At 42.4% G+C, this 26,378-nt stretch carries 24 protein-coding genes; 16 read left to right on the top strand and 8 right to left on the bottom strand.

What is annotated here, in order from left to right; all coding sequences use genetic code 11:
* Nucleotides 1–77 precede the first annotated feature (77 nt).
* From FTW16_RS23835 to FTW16_RS23825, 3 genes are all read right to left on the bottom strand, one after another.
* Nucleotides 78–686, bottom strand: coding sequence for a class I SAM-dependent methyltransferase (locus FTW16_RS23835; protein ID WP_146492739.1), 609 nt, complete (start codon nucleotides 684–686; stop codon nucleotides 78–80).
* A gap of 31 nt (nucleotides 687–717) precedes the next feature.
* The gene (locus FTW16_RS23830; RefSeq protein ID WP_146492738.1) at nucleotides 718–987 is read right to left on the bottom strand and encodes a hypothetical protein; all 270 of its coding nucleotides are present in this window, start codon (nucleotides 985–987) and stop codon (nucleotides 718–720) included.
* A gap of 248 nt (nucleotides 988–1,235) precedes the next feature.
* Nucleotides 1,236–2,444, bottom strand: a complete 1,209-nt coding sequence (locus FTW16_RS23825; RefSeq protein ID WP_146492737.1) for a NupC/NupG family nucleoside CNT transporter — start codon at nucleotides 2,442–2,444, stop codon at nucleotides 1,236–1,238.
* Nucleotides 2,445–3,057: 613 nt separating this feature from the next.
* On the opposite strand from FTW16_RS23825, the gene FTW16_RS23820 reads away from it, so the two are divergent.
* The 4 genes from FTW16_RS23820 to FTW16_RS23805 all read left to right on the top strand — a co-directional run bounded on the left by FTW16_RS23820 (nucleotide 3,058) and on the right by FTW16_RS23805 (nucleotide 5,801).
* On the top strand, nucleotides 3,058–3,534 hold the full coding sequence (locus FTW16_RS23820) for a hypothetical protein (protein WP_146492768.1): 477 nt from the start codon (nucleotides 3,058–3,060) through the stop codon (nucleotides 3,532–3,534).
* Nucleotides 3,535–3,818: 284 nt separating this feature from the next.
* The gene (locus FTW16_RS23815; RefSeq protein WP_017064872.1) at nucleotides 3,819–4,088 is read left to right on the top strand and encodes a PTS sugar transporter subunit IIB; all 270 of its coding nucleotides are present in this window, start codon (nucleotides 3,819–3,821) and stop codon (nucleotides 4,086–4,088) included.
* A 10-nt stretch (nucleotides 4,089–4,098) separates the two neighbouring features.
* Nucleotides 4,099–5,355 (top strand): PTS ascorbate transporter subunit IIC, encoded by a 1,257-nt coding sequence (locus FTW16_RS23810; protein ID WP_146492736.1) that lies wholly within the window; start codon nucleotides 4,099–4,101, stop codon nucleotides 5,353–5,355.
* Nucleotides 5,352–5,801, top strand: coding sequence for a PTS sugar transporter subunit IIA (locus FTW16_RS23805; RefSeq protein WP_029405610.1), 450 nt, complete (start codon nucleotides 5,352–5,354; stop codon nucleotides 5,799–5,801). The genes FTW16_RS23810 and FTW16_RS23805 overlap by 4 nt, the downstream gene beginning before the upstream one ends.
* A gap of 136 nt (nucleotides 5,802–5,937) precedes the next feature.
* On the opposite strand, the gene FTW16_RS23800 is transcribed toward FTW16_RS23805, so the two are convergent.
* A complete protein-coding gene (locus FTW16_RS23800; protein WP_146492735.1) occupies nucleotides 5,938–7,203 on the bottom strand; it encodes an HD-GYP domain-containing protein in 1,266 nt (421 codons plus the stop codon).
* A 226-nt stretch (nucleotides 7,204–7,429) separates the two neighbouring features.
* Here FTW16_RS23800 and FTW16_RS23795 point away from each other — a divergent pair, with 226 nt between their 5' ends.
* A complete protein-coding gene (locus FTW16_RS23795; protein ID WP_146492734.1) occupies nucleotides 7,430–7,966 on the top strand; it encodes a GNAT family N-acetyltransferase in 537 nt (178 codons plus the stop codon).
* 75 nt (nucleotides 7,967–8,041) lie between these two features.
* Here FTW16_RS23795 and FTW16_RS23790 read toward each other — a convergent pair whose 3' ends face one another.
* Nucleotides 8,042–9,391: a sensor histidine kinase gene (locus tag FTW16_RS23790; protein WP_146492733.1), complete on the bottom strand. Its 1,350-nt coding sequence runs from the start codon at nucleotides 9,389–9,391 to the stop codon at nucleotides 8,042–8,044.
* Nucleotides 9,384–10,064 (bottom strand): response regulator transcription factor, encoded by a 681-nt coding sequence (locus FTW16_RS23785; protein WP_146492732.1) that lies wholly within the window; start codon nucleotides 10,062–10,064, stop codon nucleotides 9,384–9,386. The genes FTW16_RS23790 and FTW16_RS23785 overlap by 8 nt, the downstream gene beginning before the upstream one ends.
* A gap of 533 nt (nucleotides 10,065–10,597) precedes the next feature.
* Here FTW16_RS23785 and FTW16_RS23780 point away from each other — a divergent pair.
* The 4 genes from FTW16_RS23780 (at nucleotide 10,598) to FTW16_RS23765 (ending at nucleotide 16,544) form a co-directional block, all read left to right on the top strand.
* A complete protein-coding gene (locus FTW16_RS23780) occupies nucleotides 10,598–11,155 on the top strand; it encodes a hypothetical protein (RefSeq protein ID WP_146492731.1) in 558 nt (185 codons plus the stop codon).
* 98 nt (nucleotides 11,156–11,253) lie between these two features.
* On the top strand, nucleotides 11,254–13,260 hold the full coding sequence (locus tag FTW16_RS23775) for a putative bifunctional diguanylate cyclase/phosphodiesterase (RefSeq protein WP_146492730.1): 2,007 nt from the start codon (nucleotides 11,254–11,256) through the stop codon (nucleotides 13,258–13,260).
* A 250-nt stretch (nucleotides 13,261–13,510) separates the two neighbouring features.
* Complete coding sequence (locus tag FTW16_RS23770) at nucleotides 13,511–13,990, top strand: type II secretion system protein (RefSeq protein ID WP_146492729.1); 480 nt, start codon at nucleotides 13,511–13,513, stop codon at nucleotides 13,988–13,990.
* 808 nt (nucleotides 13,991–14,798) lie between these two features.
* Nucleotides 14,799–16,544 (top strand): EAL domain-containing protein, encoded by a 1,746-nt coding sequence (locus FTW16_RS23765; protein ID WP_146492728.1) that lies wholly within the window; start codon nucleotides 14,799–14,801, stop codon nucleotides 16,542–16,544.
* Between the two features lie 21 nt (nucleotides 16,545–16,565).
* Here FTW16_RS23765 and FTW16_RS23760 read toward each other — a convergent pair whose 3' ends face one another.
* Nucleotides 16,566–19,151: an EAL domain-containing protein gene (locus tag FTW16_RS23760; RefSeq protein ID WP_146492727.1), complete on the bottom strand. Its 2,586-nt coding sequence runs from the start codon at nucleotides 19,149–19,151 to the stop codon at nucleotides 16,566–16,568.
* Nucleotides 19,152–19,311: 160 nt separating this feature from the next.
* Here FTW16_RS23760 and FTW16_RS23755 point away from each other — a divergent pair, with 160 nt between their 5' ends.
* The 6 genes from FTW16_RS23755 (at nucleotide 19,312) to FTW16_RS23730 (ending at nucleotide 23,847) form a co-directional block, all read left to right on the top strand.
* Entirely contained in the window at nucleotides 19,312–19,683 is a 372-nt protein-coding gene (locus tag FTW16_RS23755) for a GntR family transcriptional regulator (protein WP_146492726.1), read from the top strand.
* On the top strand, nucleotides 19,680–20,534 hold the full coding sequence (locus tag FTW16_RS23750) for an ABC transporter ATP-binding protein (protein WP_146492725.1): 855 nt from the start codon (nucleotides 19,680–19,682) through the stop codon (nucleotides 20,532–20,534). Before FTW16_RS23755 ends, FTW16_RS23750 begins: the two co-directional genes overlap by 4 nt.
* Complete coding sequence (locus FTW16_RS23745; protein ID WP_146492724.1) at nucleotides 20,534–21,391, top strand: hypothetical protein; 858 nt, start codon at nucleotides 20,534–20,536, stop codon at nucleotides 21,389–21,391. The genes FTW16_RS23750 and FTW16_RS23745 overlap by 1 nt, the downstream gene beginning before the upstream one ends.
* A gap of 1,037 nt (nucleotides 21,392–22,428) precedes the next feature.
* Nucleotides 22,429–22,716 carry a putative quinol monooxygenase gene (locus FTW16_RS23740; protein ID WP_146492723.1) on the top strand — a complete coding sequence of 96 codons (288 nt, stop codon included), beginning with the start codon at nucleotides 22,429–22,431 and terminating at the stop codon, nucleotides 22,714–22,716.
* A complete protein-coding gene (locus FTW16_RS23735; RefSeq protein ID WP_146492722.1) occupies nucleotides 22,716–23,270 on the top strand; it encodes a nucleotidyltransferase family protein in 555 nt (184 codons plus the stop codon). The genes FTW16_RS23740 and FTW16_RS23735 overlap by 1 nt, the downstream gene beginning before the upstream one ends.
* 151 nt (nucleotides 23,271–23,421) lie before the next feature.
* On the top strand, nucleotides 23,422–23,847 hold the full coding sequence (locus FTW16_RS23730; protein ID WP_146492721.1) for a bifunctional diaminohydroxyphosphoribosylaminopyrimidine deaminase/5-amino-6-(5-phosphoribosylamino)uracil reductase RibD: 426 nt from the start codon (nucleotides 23,422–23,424) through the stop codon (nucleotides 23,845–23,847).
* 76 nt (nucleotides 23,848–23,923) lie between these two features.
* On the opposite strand, the gene FTW16_RS23725 is transcribed toward FTW16_RS23730, so the two are convergent.
* On the bottom strand, nucleotides 23,924–24,376 hold the full coding sequence (locus FTW16_RS23725; RefSeq protein ID WP_146492720.1) for an NUDIX hydrolase: 453 nt from the start codon (nucleotides 24,374–24,376) through the stop codon (nucleotides 23,924–23,926).
* Nucleotides 24,377–24,656: 280 nt separating this feature from the next.
* On the opposite strand from FTW16_RS23725, the gene FTW16_RS23720 reads away from it, so the two are divergent.
* Nucleotides 24,657–26,369 (top strand): RluA family pseudouridine synthase, encoded by a 1,713-nt coding sequence (locus FTW16_RS23720; protein WP_146492719.1) that lies wholly within the window; start codon nucleotides 24,657–24,659, stop codon nucleotides 26,367–26,369.
* The last annotated feature ends 9 nt before the right edge of the window (nucleotides 26,370–26,378 follow it).

Genomic DNA, 26,378 nt, shown 5'->3' with positions numbered 1-26,378 from the left:
CGCACACCTTTAAGGCGTGCGGCTTTTTAATACCTGAAAAATATCAATAGCGCGTACAAAGCATAAAGCTAAAACGCTCAGACAGCCTTGTTCATCACTATCGTGAAATCCCCTTCAGCATAGCCTTCTATCAGAGAGACATCGTCACACAGCGTTTTACAAAAGCGATAAACACCTTGAGGATGATAGCTCATCAAGGTATTGCGCGAAGGGTACTGGCTAGAGTCGAGAAGATTAAATATGACGGTTTGATTCGCTAGGTCAAACATCCGAGTAATCATATTCGTCAGGTAATCAGAATCTCGAGAAATGTAATTCAATGAGCCGCTAGCAATAACCACGTCATGGGTTTCAAGAGGCATCTTGCTCATATCACCCGCAATAAATTGGCAGCGAGCTTCTGTGTACTTTTGCTTGGCCTTTTTGAGGAAGCCTGCGTGTTGGTCAACACCGGTGTAAGATTGAATGCGGTAGATGCTGTCGAGCAGCTCGAACAATTCCCCATAGCCACACCCTAAGTCCAAAACACTCTTATTTTCGAAATCAGCCGAACGAGCAATCACTTCGAAGCGACACAACTGACTCTCTTCATTGGTCCAACCTAAAGACTTTGCCTTATCCCCTTTCCAACGCTTGGTTTGCTTTCGGTGATACCAATACACCTTAAAACGATCACGCCAATGCATTACATACTACTCAATCATATGATCAAATCAGCTAGACTTTAGAGTCGTTCGAAAACAGACCACCGATCTTGTATCCAATCGCATAACACACCACAGCGGCAGTCACAAACACCAGTGCCGAGAAGAAGTACGCGACCGATGCTGCTACTCCAGTACCCCACACGACGCTAAACACCAAACCGAGATAAGCCTCTTGTGGCCACTGATAGATAGGAAACTGAGATCCACCAGCAATAAAATAAACCATCGTAAACAAGCCAATGAAAGTAGCAATAAGACCGATGATAACGCGCATATTCATGGAAAAACCTTTGATTTATTGGACTTGGTTGCCTTTGTTCTGAATCACAACCTAGTGTTCTTAATCGCAACCCGATGATACACAAGTATATCGGATAAAAGAGGTTGCCTCTATTACTCTTCCGAGTGAGCGTTACCCACCGTATAACCAATGACGTAATGGCCAGACTTAACGATCAGGCACAAAAAAGCGGACACCCTTCTCACGTTGAATCCGCAAGAAAAGTGTCCGCTTTAACTGAATCTAGCTTAAAGCAGGATGAAGATACCCGCTAAACATGCGCTCATTAGGTTTGCTAGCGTACCAGCTGCTACTGCTTTCAAACCTAGGTTAGCAACTTCAGCACGACGCTCTGGCGCCATCACACCGATAGAACCCAGTTGAATCGCGATAGAGCCGATGTTAGCAAAACCACATAGAGCAAATGTCACAATCACTTGGCTGTGTTCAGATAGCAGTGCTTTGTTCTCAACGAAATCGATGAAAGCAACAAACTCGTTCATTACGATCTTCTGACCGATGTAAGAACCCGCCATCAATACTTCATCACTCGGGATACCAATCAGCCACGCTAGTGGTGAGAACAGGTAACCAAAGATAGCTTGCAGCGTAATACCCGCAAAACCGAACGTCTCACCTAGGCTTTCTAGGCCTGTGTTGACCATCGCAATCACACTCACGAATGCAATCAACATAGTACCAACAGCCACTGCGACTTTCATACCGTTCATCGCGCCGCTTGCCAATGCATCAATCACGTTGCTTTGGTCTGCTTTATCTAGTTCAATGTGGTCGTAGTCACTCGGTGTGCTGCGTTCAGGAACAATGATCTTCGCCATTAACAAGCTGCCCGGAGCTGCCATGAAGCTTGCGGCAATAAGGTATTTAAGTTCAACACCTAAACCAGCATAACCACCAAGTACACTACCGGCTACCGACGCCATACCACCTGCCATGACAGCAAACAGTTCAGAACGAGTCATAGACTTTAAAAAAGGACGAATAAGAAGAGGAGACTCACCCTGAGAAAGGAAGATATTACCTGTCGCAACCAGAGATTCAGCTTTACTTGTACCCAGCAGTTTTTGCACCGCTCCGCCCAGGATTTGAATCACTTTCTGCATGATACCTAAGTAATAAAGCGCAGAGATCAAAGCACTGAAGAAGATAATGATTGGAAGTACGCGAACCGCGAAAATGAAGCCTTCAGTAGCAAGGTCACCGAAAAGGAAAGCAATACCAGCATCTGCAAAACCAAGCAGGCTAGAAACGCCGTTACTCAGGCTTGTTAACGCCAACTGTCCCCATGGGAAATACAACACTAGAGCAGCAAAGCCAATCTGAAGTAATAGAGCACGAGAGACCGTTTTCCAGTTAATCGAAGAACGACTTTCAGATAGCAGGTACGCGCAAGCAATCAGTGCAATAACACCGACAAAACCAAATAGAATATTCATAATGTGTCCTAGTAATCCTTATAGAGTGAACATGAGCCAAGCAAATGACATCAAAGGAACAGGACAAAGAACCGCAAGCAAAACGCTACGCGATGAAGGAGCTAACAGAGTTAGCGACTGTAACAACGAGTTGTTCATGTAAAAAATCACCTTATACAAGCAGTGGAACGTAGCTGGTCCGGTCCGTGGGGTCATTCACATATCCATGTGACGGCTTGTATTGGCTAAGCACCGGCTTAAAACCGGAAGAGAAGTATAAACAGTTAAGTGAGACTTTCATCACATTTTTTAACGCAAACGATCGCGCGGTCAAGGATTAAACAAAATGTATTGTTTGTCGTCGTTTTCGAGCTTCAAAACTGTAGACAATTTGTAGGGAGTTGAATTTGTAATGTTAAGTCTTTAAGTGTGTGAGCGTAATCACTCGGTTAATTCTGTGTGATTCTTACTACTTTTCTGTGCTCTGCCTCATTTCCCGAGACTTCAAGATTCATCTTAAGTTTAGATGCGTATATACTTTGTATGATCTCACCAAGTAATTATCTATAAAATACCAATAGAGCTGATTAGATATAACAGCCATCGAGACTAAGAGAGGAAACACGTGAAGAAAATGGAAGCTCCGCACGATATGAGCAATGGAGCTAGATTCAAAACAAATAGACACGGCTATGTGACAGTAGTTGAATATTATAATACCTATACTGTTATTGTCGCGTTTGAAAACACCGGAAATATCCGTGCTATCAGTGCGGCGAAATTACGTACAGGCCAACTAACCGATCGCTCTGTCGCACCTGAATCAATTATGATTGGAGAAAAGGTTGAATCTGTTAAACACGGAATATTAACCATTACTCAAGTTGAATCTGAAAATATTGTTGTACTGACCAATGCAAATAATGAAGAAATTAGAATGTTATTGCCTGCAGTGCAGAAAATGAAAGATAAAACTGAAGAAGTCGACAGTGAAAGTATTGCCTCCCCAAAACCAACCTCACTTAGCCAGTTGACGAAAAGAAATAAAAAAACCAAAGACGTTAATAGCATGCTTAAGAAAATGCTTACTGACTACGGTCGATACGATTAATTCTCTATTTTCTACAATAAAGCCTCTATAGATTTATATTCTGATATAAAAACTAATTAAGCCTGCCTTTCTCAATAAAATACGTTGCATATTCGAGTGAAAAGTTAAATTTGATCAAAGTCTCACTCTGGATCTTTACTACAAATTAACGAGATCTCCATCACAATCTCATTTTAGCTTTGTGATGAAGATCTTATTGAAATCTGAATATTTCCATTACTATGCTCTCACACAATAAGAGAACGAAGTTTCTCAACCCCAAAAATCCAATTGAGACAAATATTATGAAAAAGATTCTTGTAGTTTGCGGTAACGGCCTTGGTACTTCTCTAATGATGGAAATGGCAGTGAAAGAAGTCGCTAAGAAAATTGGTTTTGAAGCAGAAGTTGATCACGAAGATCTATCATCTGCAGCATCAAGCAATGCGGATATTTGGGTTGCAGCAACAGATGTTGCCAACCAACTAAAAGATGCTGGTAAAGAGAACATCATCAGCCTGAAAAATATTTTTGACAAAGCATCAATTGAAGAACAACTAAAAACTTTCATGTAAGGTCAAAATTATGCAAAACTTTTTCGAGTTCATGCTCGGCTTATTAAAAGAGCCGGCAATCATGGTAGGTTTAATAGCTTTTATTGGCCTTGTTGCACAGAAAGCTGATATTTCTACCATTCTGAAAGGCACCATTAAAACCGTAATGGGTTTCCTAATTTTAGGTTTCGGTGCAGGTGCTCTTGTTGGCGCACTAAATAATTTCTCAGTTGTATTTACTGAAGCATTCGGCGTAAGTGGTGTTATTCCAAATAACGAAGCAATTGTTGCATTAGCACAAGAAGCATTCGGTTATGAAATGGCTCTAATTATGTTCTTCGCGTTCGTTGTGAATATTTTATTGGCTCGTATTACTCCTTTAAAATATATATTCTTAACGGGCCACCACACAATGTTCATGTCTATGCTAGTGGCAGTAATTCTATCTACAGCAAACATTGAAGGCACGGCACTCGTCGCAATCGGCTCGATCATTGTGGGTACATTGATGGTTGTGATGCCAGCTCTAGGTCAAAAGTACACAGAAAAGGTGATGGGTACTGATCAGCTGGCTATCGGTCACTTCTCTACCCTTTCTTACATCGTATCTGGCTTCATTGGTAGCAAGTTCGGTGACACATCGAAAACAACTGAAGACATCCAAGTTCCAAAAAGCTTGATGTTCCTACGTGATACACCAGTAGCCGTAGCAACAACGATGGCTATCTTCTTCATGCTTGCATCTATTATCGCAGGCGGCGAGTTTGTAGAAACAGTATCAAGTGGTCAAAACTGGGTTGTATTTACTTTCATGCAATCTCTTATCTTTGCCGGTGGTGTTTACATCGTACTGCAAGGTGTGAAGATGCTAATTGCTGAAATCGTTCCTGCATTTAAAGGTATCTCTGACAAGCTAGTACCGGGCGCGAAACCTGCTCTAGACTGCCCAATGGTATTCCCTGTAGCGCCAAACGCGGTACTTATCGGTTTCCTTTGTTCTTTCGCTGCTGGTCTACTAGCGATGGCTGTACAAGGTGCCCTTGGTTGGACAATTATTGTAGCTGGCGTAGTTCCACACTTCTTCGTAGGTGGTGCAGCAGGCGTTTACGGTAACGCGACAGGCGGTCTTCGCGGTGCAATTCTAGGTTCATTCACACAAGGTCTATGTATCTCTTTCCTACCAATGCTACTGCTTCCAGTACTAGGCGGCCTAGGTCTTGAAGCAACAACATTTGCGGACTTCGACTTCGGTGTGGTTGGTCTTATCCTAGGGTGGATTGTTTCATGAGCCTATTCGATTTAATTGGTAACCAAGGCGTTATCATCAACTCTGAAGAAAACCTAACAGTTGATGCCGCAATTGATGTGACCTGCTCAACTCTGCTAGCGAACAACAAAATTGAAGCAAGCTATGTTGAAGCTATCAAGCAAAAGCACAAGGACATCGGCGCGTACTATGTTCTAGCTCCAAAGATTGCAATGCCTCATGCTCGTCCTGAAGATGGTGTGAACGAAGCATCATTGCAAGTAACGGTATTCAAGAAGGGTGTTGATTTAGAGTCGGAAGACAACGGTGACGTTTACCTTTCAATTACTCTGGCGGCAATGGACTCAGATAGCCACATCCATACGATTATGGCGCTATCAGAGTTGTTCCAAAATGATGATGACATTGATGCCATTATCGCAGCGGAAACTGAGCAAGCGATCATCGAGATCTTAAAGCGCTACTAATCTAGCCCCAAAGATCCTGATAAGACCCCCAATTAAAAAAGCGATAGCCTCGGCTATCGCTTTTCTGTTTCTGGTATTAAGTCATTTTTCATCGAGCGTGATTTAGGGAATCACACATCTAAAAGACTCACTGGCACTAAAACGCGTACATTCTTTTATCGGTCGATAATTCAAAGCAGTACTGTGCGTGTTTTTCAAGACATTCAAACACTTCTCGATCTAACTTATAGTTTTCAACATGGTCTCTCAAAATAGCCATCGTCTGTTCTAACGTCATGCCCGCACGATAAGGGCGAGACTGAGTCAACGCTTGGAACACATCCACCACAGCAACAATTCGACTCGGTTGATCCAGCTCTTCCGCCGTTTTACCCATCGGGTAGCCTGAGCCATCTAACCTTTCATGATGATTAGATGCCCACTGGCAAACCTGAGGAGAACTGAATAGCTCCTGCAGAGCGAATCGCGTGTCCGTAGCGTGGCGTTTAATGCAGCAATATTCTTCTTCAGTAAGTAAATCCGGCTTATGCAGAATGTCGTTAGGGGTTTGCAGTTTACCGATATCATGAACCAAACCCGCTAAATAAAGTTTACGCTGAGTGGTGTATGAATAACCCATCTGCTTGGCGAGGTATTCAGAGAGCTGCCCTACCTTCAGCGAGTGCTTAAAGGTAAACGAACTCTTGGTATCAACAACATTGGCAATAAATTCAGCGAAGGCGACCGTCTCATCCAACGACATTTGCTGAGAGAAGAAAGGCACAGGTTCAAAGTTATCCCTCATATTTTCAATGTAAGGGATCTCCATCGAGAACCAGAAATCATCCAAATCGACCAATTCGCACATATGTTGCACAAGGTTGGATTCGAACATTTCATCCGCTTGTTCTGTTAAGAGTTCAATAATGCTGGCTTTGCCACCGGGTGTGAGGTTTCCATAACGATCTGAAGAAGTGATGCCATACAAGTAGTCGACCCTATCGGCAAGCATAACGATGGCTGCTAACTCTTTTTCTAACTCGCTAATATGAATAGCCTTTAACTCAACCCAAGGGGTGTGATGATAAAGCACTGGCTTAGCGAATATAGAAAGAACCGGGCACTCTTTTAGAATTTGGTAGCCCTTTTGACAATGGTGGTAACTCGAGTCAGGAATGAACCCTGAAACCAAACTACGTTGCTCATCAATTTGAGAGACACCACAGTCGTGAATTAATCCCAATGAGAACGCAAGTTGCGCTTGTTCTTCTTCCCATCCCACACTCAGAGCACATCGATACGCGATGTAACCCACCCTCTGTCCATGATTTTTGCTTTCGAAACCGACGTTATCAAGCGCCTTAGCAATACCAAATAGAGCCTTCCTTAGGTCTACGGTCACGTCCTGGCAATGTTGATTCATTAATTAAGCCTAGATTTTTTATAGTTTTTATATATTTAGGCCGCTAATACTAATGCATACTTAATGATTATATACACAACTATTGTAAGGTTTAATGAGTTTCGTGATAGATCTAACGTATCACGAAAATTCCGTGCTACAAATGGTTGCATATTAAAAATCATGCGACATTATATACTGCCGACTAAGATTCACTAAAATCAGTAGCCATAAGAAAAGGAAAGACATGTTTAAAACAGTTATTGATGACGAACTATCCATCGCATTGGTTGAAGAGAGTTTCGCTGTTCATTACGCAGAGATCTCACAAAGCCAGAATGAGTACCTAAGCCAATGGCTTGTGTGGCCGCCACATTGTAAAACTGAGCAAGATTTTAGGATCTTCATCCAACGCTCGCTGCACGATTATGCGGAAGGTAAAAGCATGACATGTGCGATTATCTATAAAGACAAGGTCATCGGTAACTGTAGTTTCAATACCATTGATCATGATAAGCAAAAGGTGACGATAGGTTATTGGTTATCTGAGACATACCAAGGAAAGGGGATTGTGACACGCGTTGTCCAGAAGCTGATTGATATTGCTTTCAATGAGTTAGATATGGAAAAGGTCGAGATATCAGCAGCAACGGGCAACCAGAGCAGTCGCAAGGTATGTGAGCGCTTACATTTCACGTTAGAAGGTATCATTACACGTAACGAGAACTTGAATGGTCGCATCGTTGACCACGCTATTTATGGCCTTCATCGCTGTAAGAAGTAACTAGCTTGAAAAAGCCACAGCATAAGTCCGTGGCTTTGTTACTTGACGAGCCTGAAGAGCTCTTAAAACTACAGCTTAAGCAACCTTTGGAATCACGATACTGAACTTGGCACCACCGTGGTTACTGTCGTCAATTTTGATATTCCAAGAAAGTTTTTTAGCCGCCGATAGAGCAATCGCGAGGCCTAATCCCAATCCACCTGTGGTCGACGTTCTGCTTGAATCTAGTCGAGAAAACGGAAGAAACACTTCATCACGGCGCTCATAAGGAATACCAGGCCCATTATCCTCAACAACCACTAACCAACTTTCTGAGTTCTCATCTAACGTCACCCACACTTGGTCTTGAGTGTAGTTGCCAGCATTCTTAAGAAGATTGTCGAACACTAAACGCGCCATTGAACAATCACATTTTATCGTACTGTCTTGTTGTATCTTTGATTCGAAGCTGACATTGTCCAACTCAGAATAACGGATCCGATCTAAACAATACTCAAGTAAACTCGCTCTGACTTTCACTAACTCAAAGAACGAGTTGTCCATTACATTCAACTTCGACAGCATGATAATTTCTGACGTTAGTTCGTTGATATCCTCAATGTAGTTATCAATATCATCGAATAGAACTTGATGATTATTTGGTGCTCCCCTTCTTAAAATATCGGTCGCCAATTGAATACGACTTAACGGGGTTCGTACTTCATGTGGGATAGCTTGAGCAAAGATATGACTCTGTTTCACTTTGCTCTCGATCTCTTCAGCCATGAAGTTAAAGCTACTGGCCAAATCAGAAACAGGATGGATATCATCCAAATCAGAGCGCGTACTAAGCTTTCCCTTACCAAACTGCTTCTGCTTTTCGACGAGCAGCTCTATTCTTTCTTGAAAACGCCTCACAGGTAAGTAAACACTTGCTCCAATCGCCACAATCACAGCCAATAACAGCCCTAGCAAAAAGTGCCGTTCTGAATCCTCATACCATTCAATATCAGGAGAGAAAAAATCCCCAACCTCACTGAATCCAAAACTAAATTCAGAGTTTGGCAACTGAAATACTGCCGAATAGAGGTTATCTTCACTTAAATATATTGGCACACCGTTTAAGGTCGTATATAACTCACATCGTTGGCAGGGAGTCTCTCCCGACCAATCTTTCAACAGGCGTAAATCGAAGATATAAAATTGTTGGTAGCCTGTTCTATCGAGTGTTTTATATAGCGAGTCTTCTTGGTTGTGTTGGCGAACATACTGTTCAGCAAAGTAGATTCCATCATTAAGGAAGGTTTCGATCTCGGTCCTTCGCATGTACCCTTCACCAAGGTTCACAAATAAAAATATCGTTGCCGACATCCCAGTCACAATCCCAAGGTATAAACGAGCAAACATCGAAACCGAGCGAAGTTTCGCAGTAATGAACTTACGCAACCAGCATGTACCCCTTGTTGCGAACCGTGCGGATCAACTGTTTGTCTTTGGCGTGAATACGTAGCTTTCGGCGCAAACCAGATACTCGCATATCAATCGAGCGGTCGTTAAAGGCATAATCAATGCCTCTAAATAACTGACAGCACTGGTCTCGAGTGACAACCTGAGAAATGTTATTAACAAGAAGATTTAAGATTTCAAACTCGGCCGAGGTGAGCTTGAGGTTTTGTCCATACAGAGTGGCACTTTGGGCTGCATTGTTGATCACGATATCGCACTGTTTTTCAGCGGTTACGTCCGGAGCAGGAACAGCTCGACGTAATAACGCTTCAATTCGTGCCAACAAGGCATGACCACGAATTGGTTTTGCAACGTAATCATCCGCTCCAAACTTGAACAAGCTAACCTCGCTCATTTCATCGGCAGAGGCGGTCAACACTAAGATCATTCCATTGTAAAACTCACGAGCTTGACGACAAATTTGCGCGCCGCTCATACCTGGAAGCATCAAGTCCAGAAGAACTAAATCAGGTTCAATACTTCGGATCGCTTCAAGTGCCAAATTCCCTTCATGAACAACGCTAACATTGTAACCTTCGGCTTCGAGGTAAAGCGTAGTTAACCGAGCTATCTCTTGATCATCTTCAACAATGAGCACTTTGGTTTTCGACATTCCTATCACCAGTATTTATTAAAAGCGAGGGCAGTATATATACTGGTCATAGATCATCAATGTTGTGATCAGAGCCCTGCATTTACCGTACGCAAAACATAGTAATCACTTTTGTACATACACGTTTACAGAACAGAGAATCAACAGACTTTGTGCTTTGGCGTATCAAGGTTTCACCAGTCAGAGCGCATTATTGGGTTGTTTTAATCGCCTATCACACGCTTACATTTGCTTTATTTTCTTACGCGCACTTACATTTGAGGTATTTACAAAACCCAATCAAATCAACCGTCCATACACCAATAGCATAACAGTTAATAACACTAAAAACCCACAATTTACCAGGTTAAATGGCCAGTAAACTAGACTTACAATTAAAAGAAATCGATTACTTTAAATCTCCCTCAGAGTTTTCCATTTTTCTGCGTGAGGTAGATCCTATTAAGCAATATCTTCTTAAAGTAACATTCAGCCAATTGATGCATCGCTTTAGTATTTAGTCATTATCACTTTCTCACAGGGTTCACTTTAAGATGAATAAACCGCTTTCACTGTTACTAACCACCACAGCTTTATTTTCAACATCGCTCTTGGCTAACACCAATAAACAAGAAATGGTGAAACAGATTCAAGCACAAGTTAACTCTTGGATAGACATTCAGGTCACGCCACAAACTAGCATCATTCAAAAGATGGTCTTCAACTGTGAGTTCTACAGTGTAACCCCTTATATCAAGTCGCCCGACGGGAGCGAGAGCAGTTCTGGTTCATACCGTTTTTACTCGCACAACGGTGTTTTAAGCTCGATGACAGAACCCTTCACCACTCAACCCCTTCCGGAGTTGACGATGTGCCTTAAACAAGACTTCGTAGTCACCAACCAAGATGAAGCTCAGTTATTGTTTGAAGCTATTGAAACGGTCTACCCAAACCATTCAATGTTCGATGAGAACTTTCCTAAAGAGATCATCAATAAGCCAAATGGTTGGCACTTCATCGACGGTGAGATTTTTGATGATAAAAAAGGCTATGTCATTGAAAGCAACGCTGAAGGCAAAGTGACCAAAATCATCCGCTCACTGAATCTTTAACACGCTGTTTCTTCTGTACCATTTTGTTCTTGTTTAAAACAGCTTCTTAAAGGCTGTTAAAGGCCAGAATTCAATTTGACCAGCGACTGGCTGAACATATAAGTTCGCTGGGCGCGCTTCGACCAAAACATCAGTTCACCGAGTTCAATATGATGACCAGTTATCAACCCTTCGAGCATCTCAAGTGTCCTATTTGGATATATGACATTGATAATAAGAGAATAACTTGGGCAAATAGCAGCGCCCTCCCTCTTTGGGAGTCAGAATCTATGTTTGAGCTGACGTCGCGCGACTTTAGTATAGAGATGTCAAAGGCAATAGAAGCGACCTTGGAAGAATACCAAAGGCAATTTCTACGTAACGAAAGCATCAAGATTTGGTGGAACTTCACCCCAAACTACATCTCTAAGCGTGCATTGTGTCTATTTTCTGGAATCCCATTGCCCGATGGTCGGACAGGAATGTTGGTGCAAGTCATTGCTGAAGAAGGCAGCTTAAAGCACGACCTAACTTGCTCAGATGGCGTAAACCTTTCCCTTTTGTTTGATAGGACTGGAAACGTAGTGAGTGCTAACTCCGCATTTTATCAAAACTATGGTTCACCGTTTGGCACGCTATCCGACTTTGTTTCTAGCGAAGAGACCGCTGCACAGTGGTTGTTTGCCGCACGTAAAGGTCGTGAAATTCTAGAAGAAGTCAGCTGTCAAATAGATAACAAAACCCATCACTTTGACGTTCAAGGAAAGTGGCTATTTGATAAAAGCGAGCTGCTGTTAAACCTCACCTGTACAACCAAACAGAAAGAGAAGCTACTCAAAGCCAGATACAACGCAGAGCACGACTGTTTAACTGAGCTTTATAATCGTCGTGGAATAACTAATCTTCTAGAAACCAGCATTGCCTATCGCTCGCCCTTTGAGTTGATGTTTGTTGATCTTGACGGCTTCAAATTGGTCAATGACACTTATGGACACAGTGTCGGTGATCAACTACTCAAACAAGTTGGCGAGCGTCTTAAACAGTTGGTTGATGAAACGTGCATGATCGGTCGATTTGGGGGCGACGAATTCATTGTTATTGCTCATACCTGTCGAAATAAAAACATCCCTCTGCTTTGCACTCGTATTATTGATGCCTTGAACCGGAGTTTCCATATCAAAGGCATTGGTACCTTGTCTGTTGGTTGTAGCATCGGTACCGCACATTTCCCTGATAATGCCGTCGATCAAGAATCACTGCTTAAGCAAGCAGGTATGGCGATGCATATTGCTAAAGCCAATGGTCGAAATCGTTTCCAAACTTTTACTCCTTGCTTGGCACAAACTCTTCACCGTAAGGTAGAAATCCGCCATCGACTCACACGCGCACTAGAAAACGATGATCTCAATCTTCATTACCAACCGATCATGAACACCAACAGTGATAAGGTGAAGGGCTTCGAAGCGCTACTTCGATGGTCGGACAAAGAGCTGGGTAACATCGGGCCTGATGAGTTTATAACCTTAGCGGAAGAAACAGGTCAGATTGTACCGCTCGGGAAATGGGTTCTTAACTCGGCACTTAAACAGTTATCGATTTGGCAACGAGAGTTTGATAGCGAATTAATGATGAGCATCAATATCTCAAGCATTCAGATGCACGCGTCCTTTGCCGAGCAATTATCGGCAATGCTTGAGTTCTACAATATCCAGTCTCAAAGTGTTGCCCTTGAAATTACCGAGTCCTCAATGATCTTCAAGCACGGTGAAGTCAGACAAGCGTTAAACGATATCTCCAAGTTGGGGGTAGAGCTTCACCTTGATGACTTTGGTACAGGCTACTCGTCGCTCTCGATGTTGCATGATCTGCCAATTAGCACAGTCAAACTCGATAAAAGCTTTGTCCATGGTTCGCATAAAGGGAGCAAAGCAATTGTTCAAGCTACCCATGCTATTTGCGACAAATTGGGGCTTAAAGTGGTAGCTGAGGGTGTCGAAACAGAAGTGCAAAAAGCATTCTTAATCGATTGCGGATACCAGTATTTGCAGGGGTTTCTATTTAGCAAGCCCATCCCATCAAATGAAGTAGAAAGCCAATTTTTAACGGGTCGATTCATCGATATTTAAAATATTACTTATCAATAAGATCAAGTTTTAGAACACTCCGTAATCAGCAGAGTGGCGCAATATGAACGCTTACGTATGCTTACACAACACAAAACAATGAAAAAAACAACAACAAGCTGTTGTTTTTTATAACAATTAATTAGTGAGGTAATCCATAAACTATATAGCAGATATACCTACCTTCTGTAATGACTTTGGTATTTCGATTACCCTCAAGCGATCCCTTTATTAAATCACATAACCGGTAAATATGAGCAGACAAAGCGGCTTCACTCTCTTAGAACTTATCATCGCAGTATCGATTCTAGCGATCTTGTCTTCTACGGCTATGGTCAAGTTCTTAGAGGTTCAGGGGAGCGCCCGTGCGAGTAAAATACACGATGTGGCAGGTAACTTACGTACTGGTATCGATATGATTTACGCTAAGTCTACGATTGCAGGTGTCGAGGGTGAGTGCAACTATGTTGAGAAGACGGAAATTGAAACCTACTACGTCTGCCATGGCTATCCGATAGCCTATGTTGATTCACTAAGAAGACTGCTCAATATCGACAAAACAGAGCTCCATGTAATCAATAAAGAAGTGGTTCCTGACAGCAATGCTGAGAGAGTGGCCGCTATCTCTTTTGACGCAGATAACTACACCTATTCACCTGAAGGAAATTTTTGTCAGGTACTTTATCAACCAGAAAAAGAACCTCAGATCGTCGTACTTGATGGTGCATGTTAAATACTCACGATTGTACGCTTTCTATAGTTAACACAAAGCCACCGCAACAGATCTTTGAATGTCATGTGGTTACGCTAACATTTGCTCAAAAATAACACTACTTTGTTACTATTTTACGTCTTTAAGCACTGCCCAAGGTATAACACAAACTTAATTCTTTATAATTAGTCTGTAAATTTCTATGTGGGTGCATTTTTGATATAAATGTTAACAGTGTTTTCATTAAATACCTTTCATAAATAGATAGGTATAAATAGATTCCTTGCGCTATCTAACACCTCCCTCCTTAACTCTTCATTATAAAATTAACATATAAAAATAATAATAAAACACACGAAAAAATAAAATCATCGACTATATCATCTTGTCACATTATTTATACATCAAAAATTACATATAAATTAGATCATATTAACAATCACATAAATTGACATATTTTAATTTTATCCTGAAAATTTCTGATAAATCTTACACATCAATAAACTGAATGAATACCACCAAAAGCTACATTAGAAATCTCTAAACCTTGTAACTAAACCTACCACATAGGAGCTGTGGAATGGATAAATACCAAAACAAATGGATAAATCCCCCCTAGCCCTTGTAAATAATTGGCTTTCATTTATAAATTCAACTTTTGGGTGAACATCTCCATAACTTTTCATTCAAGACCAAATTCTGCGATTAATATCAACATCTTGAGAGAAAATGGTGACATTTTGGTTATATTATTTAGATCGAACTCTTGTGTTGAATGAAAATCCCAGCCATCACGCCAATATAATAACTATCGCTTAGGAGTTGAGCCATGCACTGTTCTTTCAATATAAATAACAATAATGAGAGCTTGCAACTGATCTACAATGAAGAAAAAATATATATAAAAAACGACAGCAATAAGATATCAGAGGAAAGTCTTAATAGTAAAGAGAGTTTTGTTTTCAAATATCTTATTGAACACTCATCAATATCTAACCCTCAATCTGCGAGAGACGTTGAAGAATCTTTTAAATTACATTTTGATGAAGAGTTCAGCTTATACGCATTAAAGAACATTATCGCTTCAATAAGAAAAAAGTATCGGAATTTATGTAAAAAAGCGAAGATCGATAATAACAGCGAACTTATCTCTAACCTTTATAAGGTGGGTTACTTCATCGATCTCGACAAAAGCTCTACAAACAGTATCGCACCAAAATACGACATCAACCGATTCAAGCCCAGTCAGATAGAGATGTTAAAACTGATGTTCAAGACTTATCATCGAGAACTGATTAAGGCTCTGATAGCCGTGCTCACCATCTCTTCATTTTGCCTCTTCGTTGTCTACTTTTTCCAAATCCTTTATACGACGAAGATTGCAGATGAATACAGCGAAAACACCAAACATATTGCGCAAGAAATCATGGACTACAGTTGCAATAACGAAGGGGCCGTACACTCGCTAAGGCACTCACTCAACCTTGATTCTGTCATTATGACGACGTCTCGCGGTTCATGTTATATATCCAAGACGCGCTCGAAAATAGTAGACCTTGATCAAGTTGATGACTTTTATGATAGTGCCGATTTTGCTTATTCACGTTTTGCAGATACCAAGCGCGACATTGACCTTACTGTGCGAATTTCTAAGCGCTCTATTGAAGCTCGATACAATAACTCATTATTGCCTCTGTTAGTCGATTCAGTCTCTATCCAGAAGAATGGTTATTACATTCTTAATCTAGGAGAAGAAAGCAAAGCTATCTATCAAGCATCACTGCCAACCGGCGCAACCATCACCTTCTACAGTGACGATATTGTTGCACTGTGGGCTGCACTTTCTCTGATTCTCGCCACTCTACTTTATCGCTCCTACATTCTTGGCTTCGTCATATACATGTTTCGTTGGAAAAACATCTCCTTCGAAGAAGAACCCATCATCAACACCGAAGATAACAGCGTTCTGTATTACGAGTTGCTATCGAGAGTTCGTAACGTTGGCGTTTTGAGCTTCATCAACACGATGAGACGCTCCAATTTACTTACCTTTCATACTATTTTGATCATCGAAACGGTAAGAAGAACTAAATTAAACAACAGCCATGAAATCTATGGTGTCAATGTATGCCCGAGTGCCTTGGTCGGCTCTAACTTTGCCAAATTAAAAGAGCATTTAGTCATGATGGAAGCGAATGAATTTGTCGTCGAGATTACCGAGTATTCAAACATTGGCTATGGATGTGAGGTTATCGATAACATTAAGGATGTCAAAAAGCTTGGTATCACCATCGCACTGGATGACTTTGGTACGGGCAATAACAACATCGAAATCATCAATGTTATATCTCCCACCTATTTAAAACTGGATCGCTGTTTTGTTAAGGATATCGAGTCAGGAGAGCACCATCAGGGTGTATTGCTTAATATTTCGGAAATTGGACGCTTATCAAACATCACGATGATTTATGAAGGTGTCGAGACACGTAGGCAACAATATATTTTGTGTCAGTTGGGCTACAACTTACATCAAGGTTATCTGTATAGCAGACCTCAAAGCACAACCGACGGGTAACTTAATAATAATATCAAACATCTATGGCTCAGCACCTGTTGGCCCTGCTGCGTCGAATGGATATGGCGTAGCTCTAATCTTAGATCGAACGCAGTCTTCAAGCTTCGCAGGAAAGTACGCGTCAACTAACCCTTGGGCAGAGAGCGGCTTATCAAAGTAATAACCTTGTAGTAAATCACAGTGGTATTGCTGTAACTTCGCCATCTGTTCTGGGGTTTCAACGCCTTCTGCGACCACTTTCATCTGGCACGATGCACCAATATCGATGATAGCTTTAACCAAGGTTTCACTGTGCTGACTGGAATTCAATTTTCCAATAAAAGAGCGGTCTATCTTTATCTCTGTGATCGGCAAGGTATTCAGGTAGTTCAGTGATGAAAATCCGGTACCAAAGTCATCGAGCGAGATGCCAAATCCATATTCTCTAAGCCTTCTCAGTACCGGCTCGACAATGTGCAGATCTTTGATGAGAATGTTTTCGGTCACCTCTAGCGTCACTCGGCAAGGAGCTATGCCCACCTCTTCGACGAGGCGAATGACCTTATCATCGAAACCAAGTTCGAAAACTTGCTTAGGTGACACGTTTACAGAAACTCCTACCGCCTCAGGTCCGTTTGGCATCAAGTTTAAGGTGTCTTCGCATGCTTTCCTTAGTACAAACTCTCCAATTTCATGAATCTTACCAAACCGCTCTGCCGCAGGAATGAAGTCCAACGGAGACACAAAACCAAGTAAGCCGTTGTTCCAACGACACAATGCCTCAACGCCTTTTAGCTGCTCAGTATGAGAATCCACTTGAGGTTGATATAGTACATTGAATTCGCCCCTCTCTAACGCAGTTCTAAGCTGCTCTTCCACCGAAAACTCGTACTTCACTTTTCGATTGATCACATCGTCATAGAAAATTGCTTCGCCTTTATTCAATTCTTTAGCCTTGTACAACACAATGTCGGCTTTGGTTAGCAGTTCTTCTACCTCAGTCCCGTCATAGGGATACATCGACACGCCAGCCGAACACTGGATAGAGACCGAAGTACCCTGAATATTAAATAGCGATTGGAATACATCTTGGATTTGTTGGACTTTCTGTTCCGCTTCCACAAGATCGTAAACTCCCGGCAGACAGAAGACAAACTCATCACCCCCAAAGCGTGAAACGATATCGTTAGTCCCTAAGATTTGTTCAAATCGCGAACCTATCTGTTTCAGCAGCTCATCTCCGCTTGCGTGGCCATATTGGTCATTGATGCGTTTAAAGTTATCTAAGTCAACAAAGACTAACGCCACCAGCTTGCCTTCAAGTTTCGAGTGAGCGATGGCTCGGTTCACTTGCACTTCAAGTTCAGAGCGATTAGGGAGAGCGGTCAAAGAATCGTGTCTTGCCATATGTTGCAAACGACGGCGGCAATTTTGGATTCGATTGAAGTCGTCGGAAATTCTCTGCTCCATTTGATCAAAGCGCAGCGATATTCGTCTGCTCACTAGAACGCTGATAAAAATACAGACCAAGGTAGCCAGCACACTCAAGATAAGAATTAGCCCAAATTCATTACGAGATTCCGAGAGTAGTTGGTCTTTTCTGTGTTCAATGGAAGCATTAACATTATTCAAGTACACGCCAGTACCCACTATCCACCCCCAATCACCTACCTTTTTGACGTAGCTACTTTTGGGACCGATAAAACCCTGTTTATCAACGGTGATGTAGTTAACAAACCCGCCAGACTCAGCTTGCGCTAAAACGTCTTGCTTGAAGTTATTTCCAAGGTCATCGTAAACATTAAGATCTTGCCCAATATGGATTTGGTGTGCGTGAAGTAAGCTGTCACCATTCTGTTCAAAAACGAACAAGTATCCATTATCACCGACCGTTATCTTCGACAATATATCGAGAATTCTTTGGTAACTGACTCGTTTAACATCATCGAGAGAAATACCAGTGCCGAAATACCAATCAAATGGTTCGAACCGACGAATGTAACTGAGTTTTTCGAAGTGCGTATTGCCGATGTGTGGCTTTTCAAAGTCTTGCCCATCAAAGCCGGGACGAGGCACAAAATAGCGGGAATAAGCACCATTATTCTGCTTAAGAAGCGCTATTTGTTGTTTGATGACCGCCACACCACGGCTATCAGTCGTTTCTAGTTGATTTGTATTTTCTAGCTCTGGATCGCGAGGGTGAACCAGCACTGTGCCCTGCATATCGTAGGCGTAAATGTAGTCTTTTTTGTCCGCGTAGCTCAGCTTTCTGATTTCATTAAAAATGAGCAATTTAAGCTCTTCTTCCGGCAGGTGTTGATTCGAGGAGTAGATATTCTGTGCAGCGGTATAGGCTCTATCCAGTCGACGTGTAATGCGCTTTTTTACCTCGATTTCAACAAGGCCCTGAGTGTGCTTTATCTGTTGCGATACTTGCAGTACTTGCGCCTCAATAGAGTCCTTTTGAGCAGAGATGTAGTCTGTTCTGATGAGGTCTACCAATGCCTTGACCTTCTGATCTACGCTGGTAAACATCGCCACATTCAAGACGATTGCAGAAAAGATGATGATGGTGATCGGCAAATATTTGGTAAACCAGACCAACTTTTTGTCATTAATATGCAACATATAAACACAACAGAGCAGAACGGGATTCCATATAATGTCATTATTTTACTGAACATCCAACCATAAAAAGTTAACATTCATCTAATTTATAGAAAAAGCTTGTTTATCTCGTAGAAAAGGATAGTGTTATACATATGTATATCACCATGCAGTTTTAATTATGACCGAATGGAAAGACGACCAGCCGATCTTTAGGCAACTTGCCGCAAAGATCAGTGACCAAATTCTTCAAGGTGTTTGGCTAGAGCTACAAGCATTGCCCTCTGTGCGTGCGGTTGCCGCCGATCTCAAGATCAACCACCTTACAGTCATGAAAAGCTACCAGTTACTGGTGGATGAAGGCCTGGTAGAAAAAAAACGCGGCCAAGGCATGTATGTGGCCGAAGGGGCACTTAAAAAATTGAAAGAGTCTGCGCACCAATCATTCATCAACACACAGATCCCAGCCATCGCTGAGACGCTAAGCATCATTGATATGAGTGTCGGAGAACTCGTGAAACAGCTAGAACAACATATAAAGGACAAGTCATGAGTACTTTACTTTCAGTGAAAAACGTAACCAAAACCTATTCAAACCAAGTGGGTGTTGAGAACATCAACTTTGAGTTAAAGCCGGGGCAAGTGCTTGGGCTGCTTGGACACAATGGCGCGGGTAAATCGACACTGATCAAATCACTGCTTGGTGGGCACAACTATCAAGGTGAGATTGAGGTGAATGGTTACCACCCTATCCACCAGCACGCAGAACTCATGCAGCACTTATCGTACATTTCAGATGTAAACGTGTTACCAGAGTGGATGACAGTGAAACAACTGCTTCGCTATACCCAAGGTGTACACCCAAGCTTCAATAAGCAAAAAGCCGAACAGACGTTAAGCAGCACTAACATTAAGCTCTCTTCAACGATTAAGCAGCTTTCTAAAGGGATGAAGGTACAACTTCACCTTGCGATCATCATTGCAACCGACACACAGGTGTTGATCTTAGATGAGCCAACGCTGGGTCTTGATCTACTCTACCGCGATACTTTTTATCGTCACCTACTAGAGTGGTTCCATGACGGCGAACGCGCGATGATCATTGCTAGCCATGAGGTTTCTGAGATCGAACATCTACTGACAGATGTACTTATTCTCAAACAAGGCCGCTGCGTGCTGCAGAAAAGTATGGAAGATATCGAAAGTGATTACTTCATTATCGAAGTTGCTAACAACCACTCTAGCGACATTCAAAAATTGAAGCCACTCACTTCACAACCAGGATTAGGAACGACTAAATGGTTATTGGAAGGTCAATACAAACCACAAGTTGAATCACTAGGTAACATCTACAACGTGGGTCTTGCCGACCTATTCCTTGCAACACAGACGGAGAAGGCATAATGCATCCAAGTTTTTACATGCTAGAAAAAGAGCTTATCGAGCACAAAATCAACACTCGATTGCCTCTGTTTGTCGGGTTGTGTGGCTTCTTGCTGTTCGTTAGCTTGTTCTTTAGTGGTCAGGCACAACACGAGTTTTTCTTCCAAATGGAAGTCAACGGCGACGTGAGCGACATCCACAGAGAGTTCGCACAAGATCTTAACTCAGTGATCTACTTTGGCGCAGGCTTGATTTCACTGCTGCTTTCGACGCTTTATATCCCTAAAACGCTGCGTAAAGAGCGCCAAGAAGGCAGCTCAATGTTTTGGAGAAGTATGCCAGTATCGAATGCCATGACTCACGGTGTGAAGCTAGGTTTCGGTTTAGTGGTGATTCCCGCTATCTGCGCTCTGTTGGTTCTGTTCGCTGATTCTCTGTTTTGGATTCTGAACATTTCAAGCGAACAACAATTAGCACTGATAGTCGAGCAACAATCGCTATTCTATGTGCTAACCAATTGGGTGGTTTTCTTTGGTCGAATGCTGCTGGTTGCGTTAGTTCTATTGCCATTAGCAACGGTTACTCTGGCGATTTCGCAACTGGTTAACTCTCCGCTGCTTGTTATTTTCATCTCAAGCTTTGCGATTAAGTGGTTGGCTATCGCGCTATTCGGATTCTATGGTATCAATGATTTCTTTTCTGTCATCGCATCGTTGCCGATGAAAGTGCTGACGACCAGCAATCCATTCAGTGCGCTTTCAGAAGTCTCTATTCTGTCGCTAAGTATTTACGTACTGCTCGGTATTGGTGGTTACCTACTGAGCCTTAAGTTAAACAGAACTGATGATGTGAGCTTGAAGACGCTGTTCCAACGCTAGAGTCACTTATTCTGAACCTGAGCCCTGAGCCCTGAGCCCTGAGCCCTGAGCGGCTAGCCTCATCAGATATCAAAATCTAAATCAAAGCTTCTGAGAAATCAGGAGCTTTTTTATTGGCTGCTGTTTATTGTTAGGCACTTTAAACCCTAACAACGGTTTTGGTGATAGAGGCAAAGGTACGGATTGGTGGTTGGTTTTGGTTTTGGTTTTGGTTTTGGTTTTGGTTTTGGTTCAGGATGCTGAATGAGGTAAAGATAAACTAGGAGGTATTAATGAGCTGACATTGAATTGCATTATTGTTAATGCCTGCCAGCTCTTTGGGGGATGATTTCTTTAGTCGCCGACCAGATGAAGGTCCTTGAGAGTGCTATTGAAATCGGTTTGTTGCGTTTACAGATCTTGTAATCAGTTCTGCTTATAAGCTTTTAATTCATCATTTTAACTTCAAGCTCTTTCGCTTTTCAGTTATCGATATAAAGCTTATTTCTTTGAAGCTTCTTTCGCTGTGTCTTTCCAGTATTGGATGCGAACGCGATGAAGCTGTGCTCTTCTCATTTTTTTCATAAGGGATATTTCCTTTTCTTTAACTGCTCTTCATGAGCTATTTTTATTGCCAACCATTCGAATCTAACGGTGTTTGATGCCCAGATCAATGATACAAATCACAAAATATATAGAGTTTTGAGTACCATTTACATCAAAGTATGACCTAGATATCAACTATGGCTCAATTCAATCCTATGAGCCTCTTTTCAAAATTAAGGTTAGTTCTCTCAGATGACAAATTCATTTCAGTATCAATACAGTTCAATGATACTAATTTAATAGACCGGACCAACGCGGATTTAGTTCCAACGTCTTATCTTTTATTGCTAATACCACCCCAAAGGTTACAGCGTAACTAAAACCAAGTTCAATGTGAACAAATAGTGACCACAACAGTCTATACGTCACAACATCAAAATGGGATTATGTTGTAACGGATAGAGCTTTTGATAGAAAAAAGCCGTAATGAATACAATTAAATGGACGTAATAATGAGTAAAGTAATTCTGCAAGGGCATATTCTGGTGCTAGACAACGATCTAGAAGCAGTGACACAAGCCTTAGTTGTGCACAAAGAACTGACACTGGAAGAACCTGGTTGTATCGTGTTTCGAGTCAGTCAAAGCACGCTTCAACCTAATCGCTTTGAAGTGTATGAAGAATTCACTAGCCGAGAAGCATTTGAATCCCACCAACAGCGAGTAAAAGCCTCTGAATGGGGTGAAATCTCCAAAAACGTGACCCGTCATTACCAAGTCTCCGACGTTCCGACATCATAATGATACATCCACTAGCCAACCGCATCGTCACATTGATCAAACAAGATCCCTTACGAATGCAGGTTTTAGACTGTGTCGCTCAGCTGGATTTACCGCAGTGCTATGTTGCTGCGGGCTTTGTGAGAAACCTCGCTTGGGATCACCTGCATGATTATGCCTCCCCGACTCCACTCAATGATATTGATGTGATCTACTTTGATCCCATTGATACCTCTTGCGAATCGACTCTTCGATACGAGGATCTGCTTAAACAACGCTTACCCGAACTGAATTGGCAAGTTCGTAATCAAGCCTGCATGCACATCAGAAATGGGGATAAGCCTTACCAAAGCTCATTAGAAGCAATGAGTTTTTGGCCAGAGAAAGAGACTGCAGTTGGTATCAAACAAAAGCTAGCCGGAGAAATTGAGTGTATTTCTGCTTTTGGCTTAGAAAGTTTGTTTGATTTGCAAATCACACCCAACCCAAAGCGTAGCCGAGAGATCTTTGATCAAAGAGTACAATCCAAGGATTGGCTGATCCAGTGGCCCAAGTTAACGATTAGTCACCGTTAACTAGCAGTCGAATTCAAACGCTAAAACCATTGACTAAAATCCCAATCAGATCGAACATGCCCCACTTGTTAGCTTATTAAGTAAGTTAGTAACTCATCAACCGCGCGTGGCGACTAGCAGCTACGCTCTCTCGTCATACTGAGTAACGACCATGAACCAACAATACATGCTGCAAGCACTCGAAGCTTCGCGCCAAGCCTTACCTGATTGCCAACCAAACCCGCCAGTAGGCTGCGTTTTGGTAAAGAACGATAAGGTGGTATCTGTTGGGTACACGCAAAAAGTCGGCGGAAACCACGCCGAGGTCGAAGCGCTCAATAGCTATGATGGAGCAATGGAAGGGGTTACCGCTTACGTAACTTTAGAGCCATGTTCATTTGTCGGCAGAACTCCCGCTTGCGCCAATACATTGGTTAAAGCCGGTGTGAAACACATAGTGGTGGCGATGCTAGACCCAGACCCTCGTAATAATGGTCGTGGTGTAGCAATACTGGAATCTCATGGTGTCAAAGTCGATGTGGGGCTATGCCAAGCACAAGCGAGTGCCTTTTTAACCCCATACCTTGGTAAGTCTTAGTGCTCAGTATCTGTGGAGTTTAGCTATTGCACTAGGATTATTGAGTACTCGTTACTCAACATCCAGTCAACCGAGACTAACCCACGTCTACTCGATAAAGTGGGTTAGCTGGCGTATCAACAAAGTATGCCCAGATATGATCATACACCGCATGTTGGTTAGGGAATGGCGCTAATGCTTTCGCTTCCTCTAAACTGCACCATCGATACTCAGTGTGTTCATGGTTTAATTCTACCGCTTGGTCTGGCGGGCAAAGCACAGCAAATATCGGGATAAGTTGAATAACATTGACGTTCGCCTCGTAGAACTGCTCCAAAAATTGAGCGTTATACAGTTCTTTCGCTTCGATTTTAGTTTCTTCTTCAAATTCACGTACGATTGCCTGCCAACCAGTTTCATCCGCTTCAATCGAGCCTGCAACATGGCACCAATAGCCGCCCTTTACGCGCTTCATTAATAGCATTTTCGTCTGTCCGTCGATCTCAGAAAGAGCGACACCAGCCACAATCGAAGTATTGAGTGGAATCATAACGTTACCTTTTTAGAACACGAAGCGAGCAAGCCTAGCACCCTTCCATCAGTAAGTAGTCCTTGATGATGGAAAACGAGATACTAATCATTAATTTGTATTCCTCCCCAAGCACTCCAACCTTATGCGGACAATCGAATTTACTGTATCAAACGACGGTGCGATTTCTTATTTGAGGCGCTTTTAGATAAAGAGTAGAATCGCCTACCTTATACTGTATTTAAGCTCTCAAAACACAGTAGACTCATAGCCATTTATCACCATCAAGTAAGACGACTATATGCACTCATCAAAACCAACGCACGACTCAGAAAACAGCCATACACCTGAGCATTGCTTCACTCGTTTTCAACAGTCGATCGAGTCATATTCGTTGCCTGAACGTTTCACCTTTCCGTTCTACTATGAACCGCACCCATTGTGTGAGATCGCCTCTCAACAGCTTCAACAATATCTAGACACACAAACCGATTGGCAGCATGACTTCGGGCTAGATTCTGACTCTGGTCGCGGCAAAATGTTTGGTGTGTTGTTAGTAAGAAGCCCAGAAGGTGATCTGGGTTACTTCTCTGCTTTCTCTGGGAAAATCGCCGACCAAAACCTGCTGCCCCATTTCGTGCCACCGGTATTTGATATGTTGAGCAGCGACAGCTTTTTCCATCAAGACACAGCTGACATGATGGCTGTGAATGCGAAATTTAAAGCGCTGCAAGTCAGCGCTGAATATCTCGAATTGTGTGAGCAGTTAGCACAGCAGAAAGCACAGGCAGAGCAAGAGATCGAAGCGCAACGTTTGTTGATTATTGAAGGCCGAAAAACACGTAAAGAACAACGTGAACAAGGTAAAGAAAATCTTGATGAGCAAGCTTTCGAACAACTAAATAACGAGCTAAACAAAGCCAGTGTTGCCGACAAGAATCAGCAGAAGTACCTTAAGCTCAACTGGGAACAAACTCTGAATGAGCTTCAGGGCAAAGTTGACGTGTTTACCACTCAATTAGCTGAACTCAAAGAGCAAAGAGCACATATATCTCATCAGCTTCAACACAAACTGTTTTCACAATACGCTTTCCAAAATGCGGAAGGCAATGTCGAAGACCTTAACCAGATCTTTGAAAATACGCCAAACAAGATTCCACCAGCAGGTTCTGGCGAATGTGCTGCGCCAAAGCTTCTGCAATATGCGTATCTGAATGGCTATACGCCACTGGCACTGGCGGAATTTTGGTGGGGCCGTTCTCCGAAATCGGAAATTCGCAAACACAAAAAATACTACGCTTCTTGTCAAAGCAAATGTGTACCAATCCTTGGCCACATGATGAAGGGCCTTGAAGTGGATCCAAACCCACTATTAGAGAACCCTGCTGAAGGCAAAGAGCTCGATATTCTGTTCCAAGATGAACACATTGTCGTGGTTCATAAGCCAGCTGGTTTTCTATCCGTACCGGGAAAAACCATCAAAGACTCGGCCTACACTCGCGTTCAAGAAATGCATCCTGATGTTGAAGGGCCATTCGTTATACACCGCTTAGACATGGCGACCTCTGGCATTCTGATATTTGCCCTTACTCGACGTGCGAACAAAAGCTTGCAGAAGCAGTTTATTACTCGTGAAGTCGAGAAGCGATACGTAGCTATGATTGAAGGTGTTCTGGCTGAAGATGAAGGTTATGTTCGATTACCGCTGCGTGGTGATTTGTACGATCGCCCTCGTCAGATTGTCTGTTTCGAACACGGAAAGCCTGCAGAAACTAAATGGGAAGTGATTGAACGCAATCAAGAAACCACCAAGGTTTACCTACACCCTAAAACAGGACGCACACACCAATTACGAGTTCACTGTTCACACGAAGAAGGGCTCCATATGCCAATCGTAGGTGATGGCCTATATGGCAACAAAGCTGACCGTCTTCACCTACATGCAGAACGACTTGCTCTACACCACCCAATTACTAAAGAGTGGATGGAATTCCAATTTGAAGCAGAGTTCTAAAGATTCTCA

The sequence above is a fragment of the Vibrio sp. T20 genome (assembly GCF_007858795.1).
GTDB classification, from domain to species: Bacteria; Pseudomonadota; Gammaproteobacteria; order Enterobacterales; family Vibrionaceae; genus Vibrio; species Vibrio satsumensis.
Note: the sequence above shows the minus strand (reverse complement) of the source record. Positions and strands in the feature narration are given on the sequence as shown.

Coding starts and splice junctions, on each gene's coding strand:
- FTW16_RS23760 (WP_146492727.1), bottom strand. CDS start 19,151: ATGTTGCATATTAATGACAAAAAGTTGGTCTGGTTTACCAAATATTTG.
- FTW16_RS23815 (WP_017064872.1), top strand. CDS start 3,819: ATGAAAAAGATTCTTGTAGTTTGCGGTAACGGCCTTGGTACTTCTCTA.
- FTW16_RS23820 (WP_146492768.1), top strand. CDS start 3,058: ATGGAAGCTCCGCACGATATGAGCAATGGAGCTAGATTCAAAACAAAT.
- FTW16_RS23770 (WP_146492729.1), top strand. CDS start 13,511: ATGAGCAGACAAAGCGGCTTCACTCTCTTAGAACTTATCATCGCAGTA.
- FTW16_RS23805 (WP_029405610.1), top strand. CDS start 5,352: ATGAGCCTATTCGATTTAATTGGTAACCAAGGCGTTATCATCAACTCT.
- FTW16_RS23830 (WP_146492738.1), bottom strand. CDS start 987: ATGAATATGCGCGTTATCATCGGTCTTATTGCTACTTTCATTGGCTTG.
- FTW16_RS23720 (WP_146492719.1), top strand. CDS start 24,657: ATGCACTCATCAAAACCAACGCACGACTCAGAAAACAGCCATACACCT.
- FTW16_RS23780 (WP_146492731.1), top strand. CDS start 10,598: ATGAATAAACCGCTTTCACTGTTACTAACCACCACAGCTTTATTTTCA.
- FTW16_RS23725 (WP_146492720.1), bottom strand. CDS start 24,376: ATGATTCCACTCAATACTTCGATTGTGGCTGGTGTCGCTCTTTCTGAG.
- FTW16_RS23795 (WP_146492734.1), top strand. CDS start 7,430: ATGTTTAAAACAGTTATTGATGACGAACTATCCATCGCATTGGTTGAA.
- FTW16_RS23785 (WP_146492732.1), bottom strand. CDS start 10,064: ATGTCGAAAACCAAAGTGCTCATTGTTGAAGATGATCAAGAGATAGCT.
- FTW16_RS23800 (WP_146492735.1), bottom strand. CDS start 7,203: ATGAATCAACATTGCCAGGACGTGACCGTAGACCTAAGGAAGGCTCTA.
- FTW16_RS23825 (WP_146492737.1), bottom strand. CDS start 2,444: ATGAATATTCTATTTGGTTTTGTCGGTGTTATTGCACTGATTGCTTGC.
- FTW16_RS23750 (WP_146492725.1), top strand. CDS start 19,680: ATGAGTACTTTACTTTCAGTGAAAAACGTAACCAAAACCTATTCAAAC.
- FTW16_RS23740 (WP_146492723.1), top strand. CDS start 22,429: ATGAGTAAAGTAATTCTGCAAGGGCATATTCTGGTGCTAGACAACGAT.
- FTW16_RS23810 (WP_146492736.1), top strand. CDS start 4,099: ATGCAAAACTTTTTCGAGTTCATGCTCGGCTTATTAAAAGAGCCGGCA.
- FTW16_RS23835 (WP_146492739.1), bottom strand. CDS start 686: ATGCATTGGCGTGATCGTTTTAAGGTGTATTGGTATCACCGAAAGCAA.
- FTW16_RS23730 (WP_146492721.1), top strand. CDS start 23,422: ATGAACCAACAATACATGCTGCAAGCACTCGAAGCTTCGCGCCAAGCC.
- FTW16_RS23765 (WP_146492728.1), top strand. CDS start 14,799: ATGCACTGTTCTTTCAATATAAATAACAATAATGAGAGCTTGCAACTG.
- FTW16_RS23755 (WP_146492726.1), top strand. CDS start 19,312: ATGACCGAATGGAAAGACGACCAGCCGATCTTTAGGCAACTTGCCGCA.
- FTW16_RS23745 (WP_146492724.1), top strand. CDS start 20,534: ATGCATCCAAGTTTTTACATGCTAGAAAAAGAGCTTATCGAGCACAAA.
- FTW16_RS23735 (WP_146492722.1), top strand. CDS start 22,716: ATGATACATCCACTAGCCAACCGCATCGTCACATTGATCAAACAAGAT.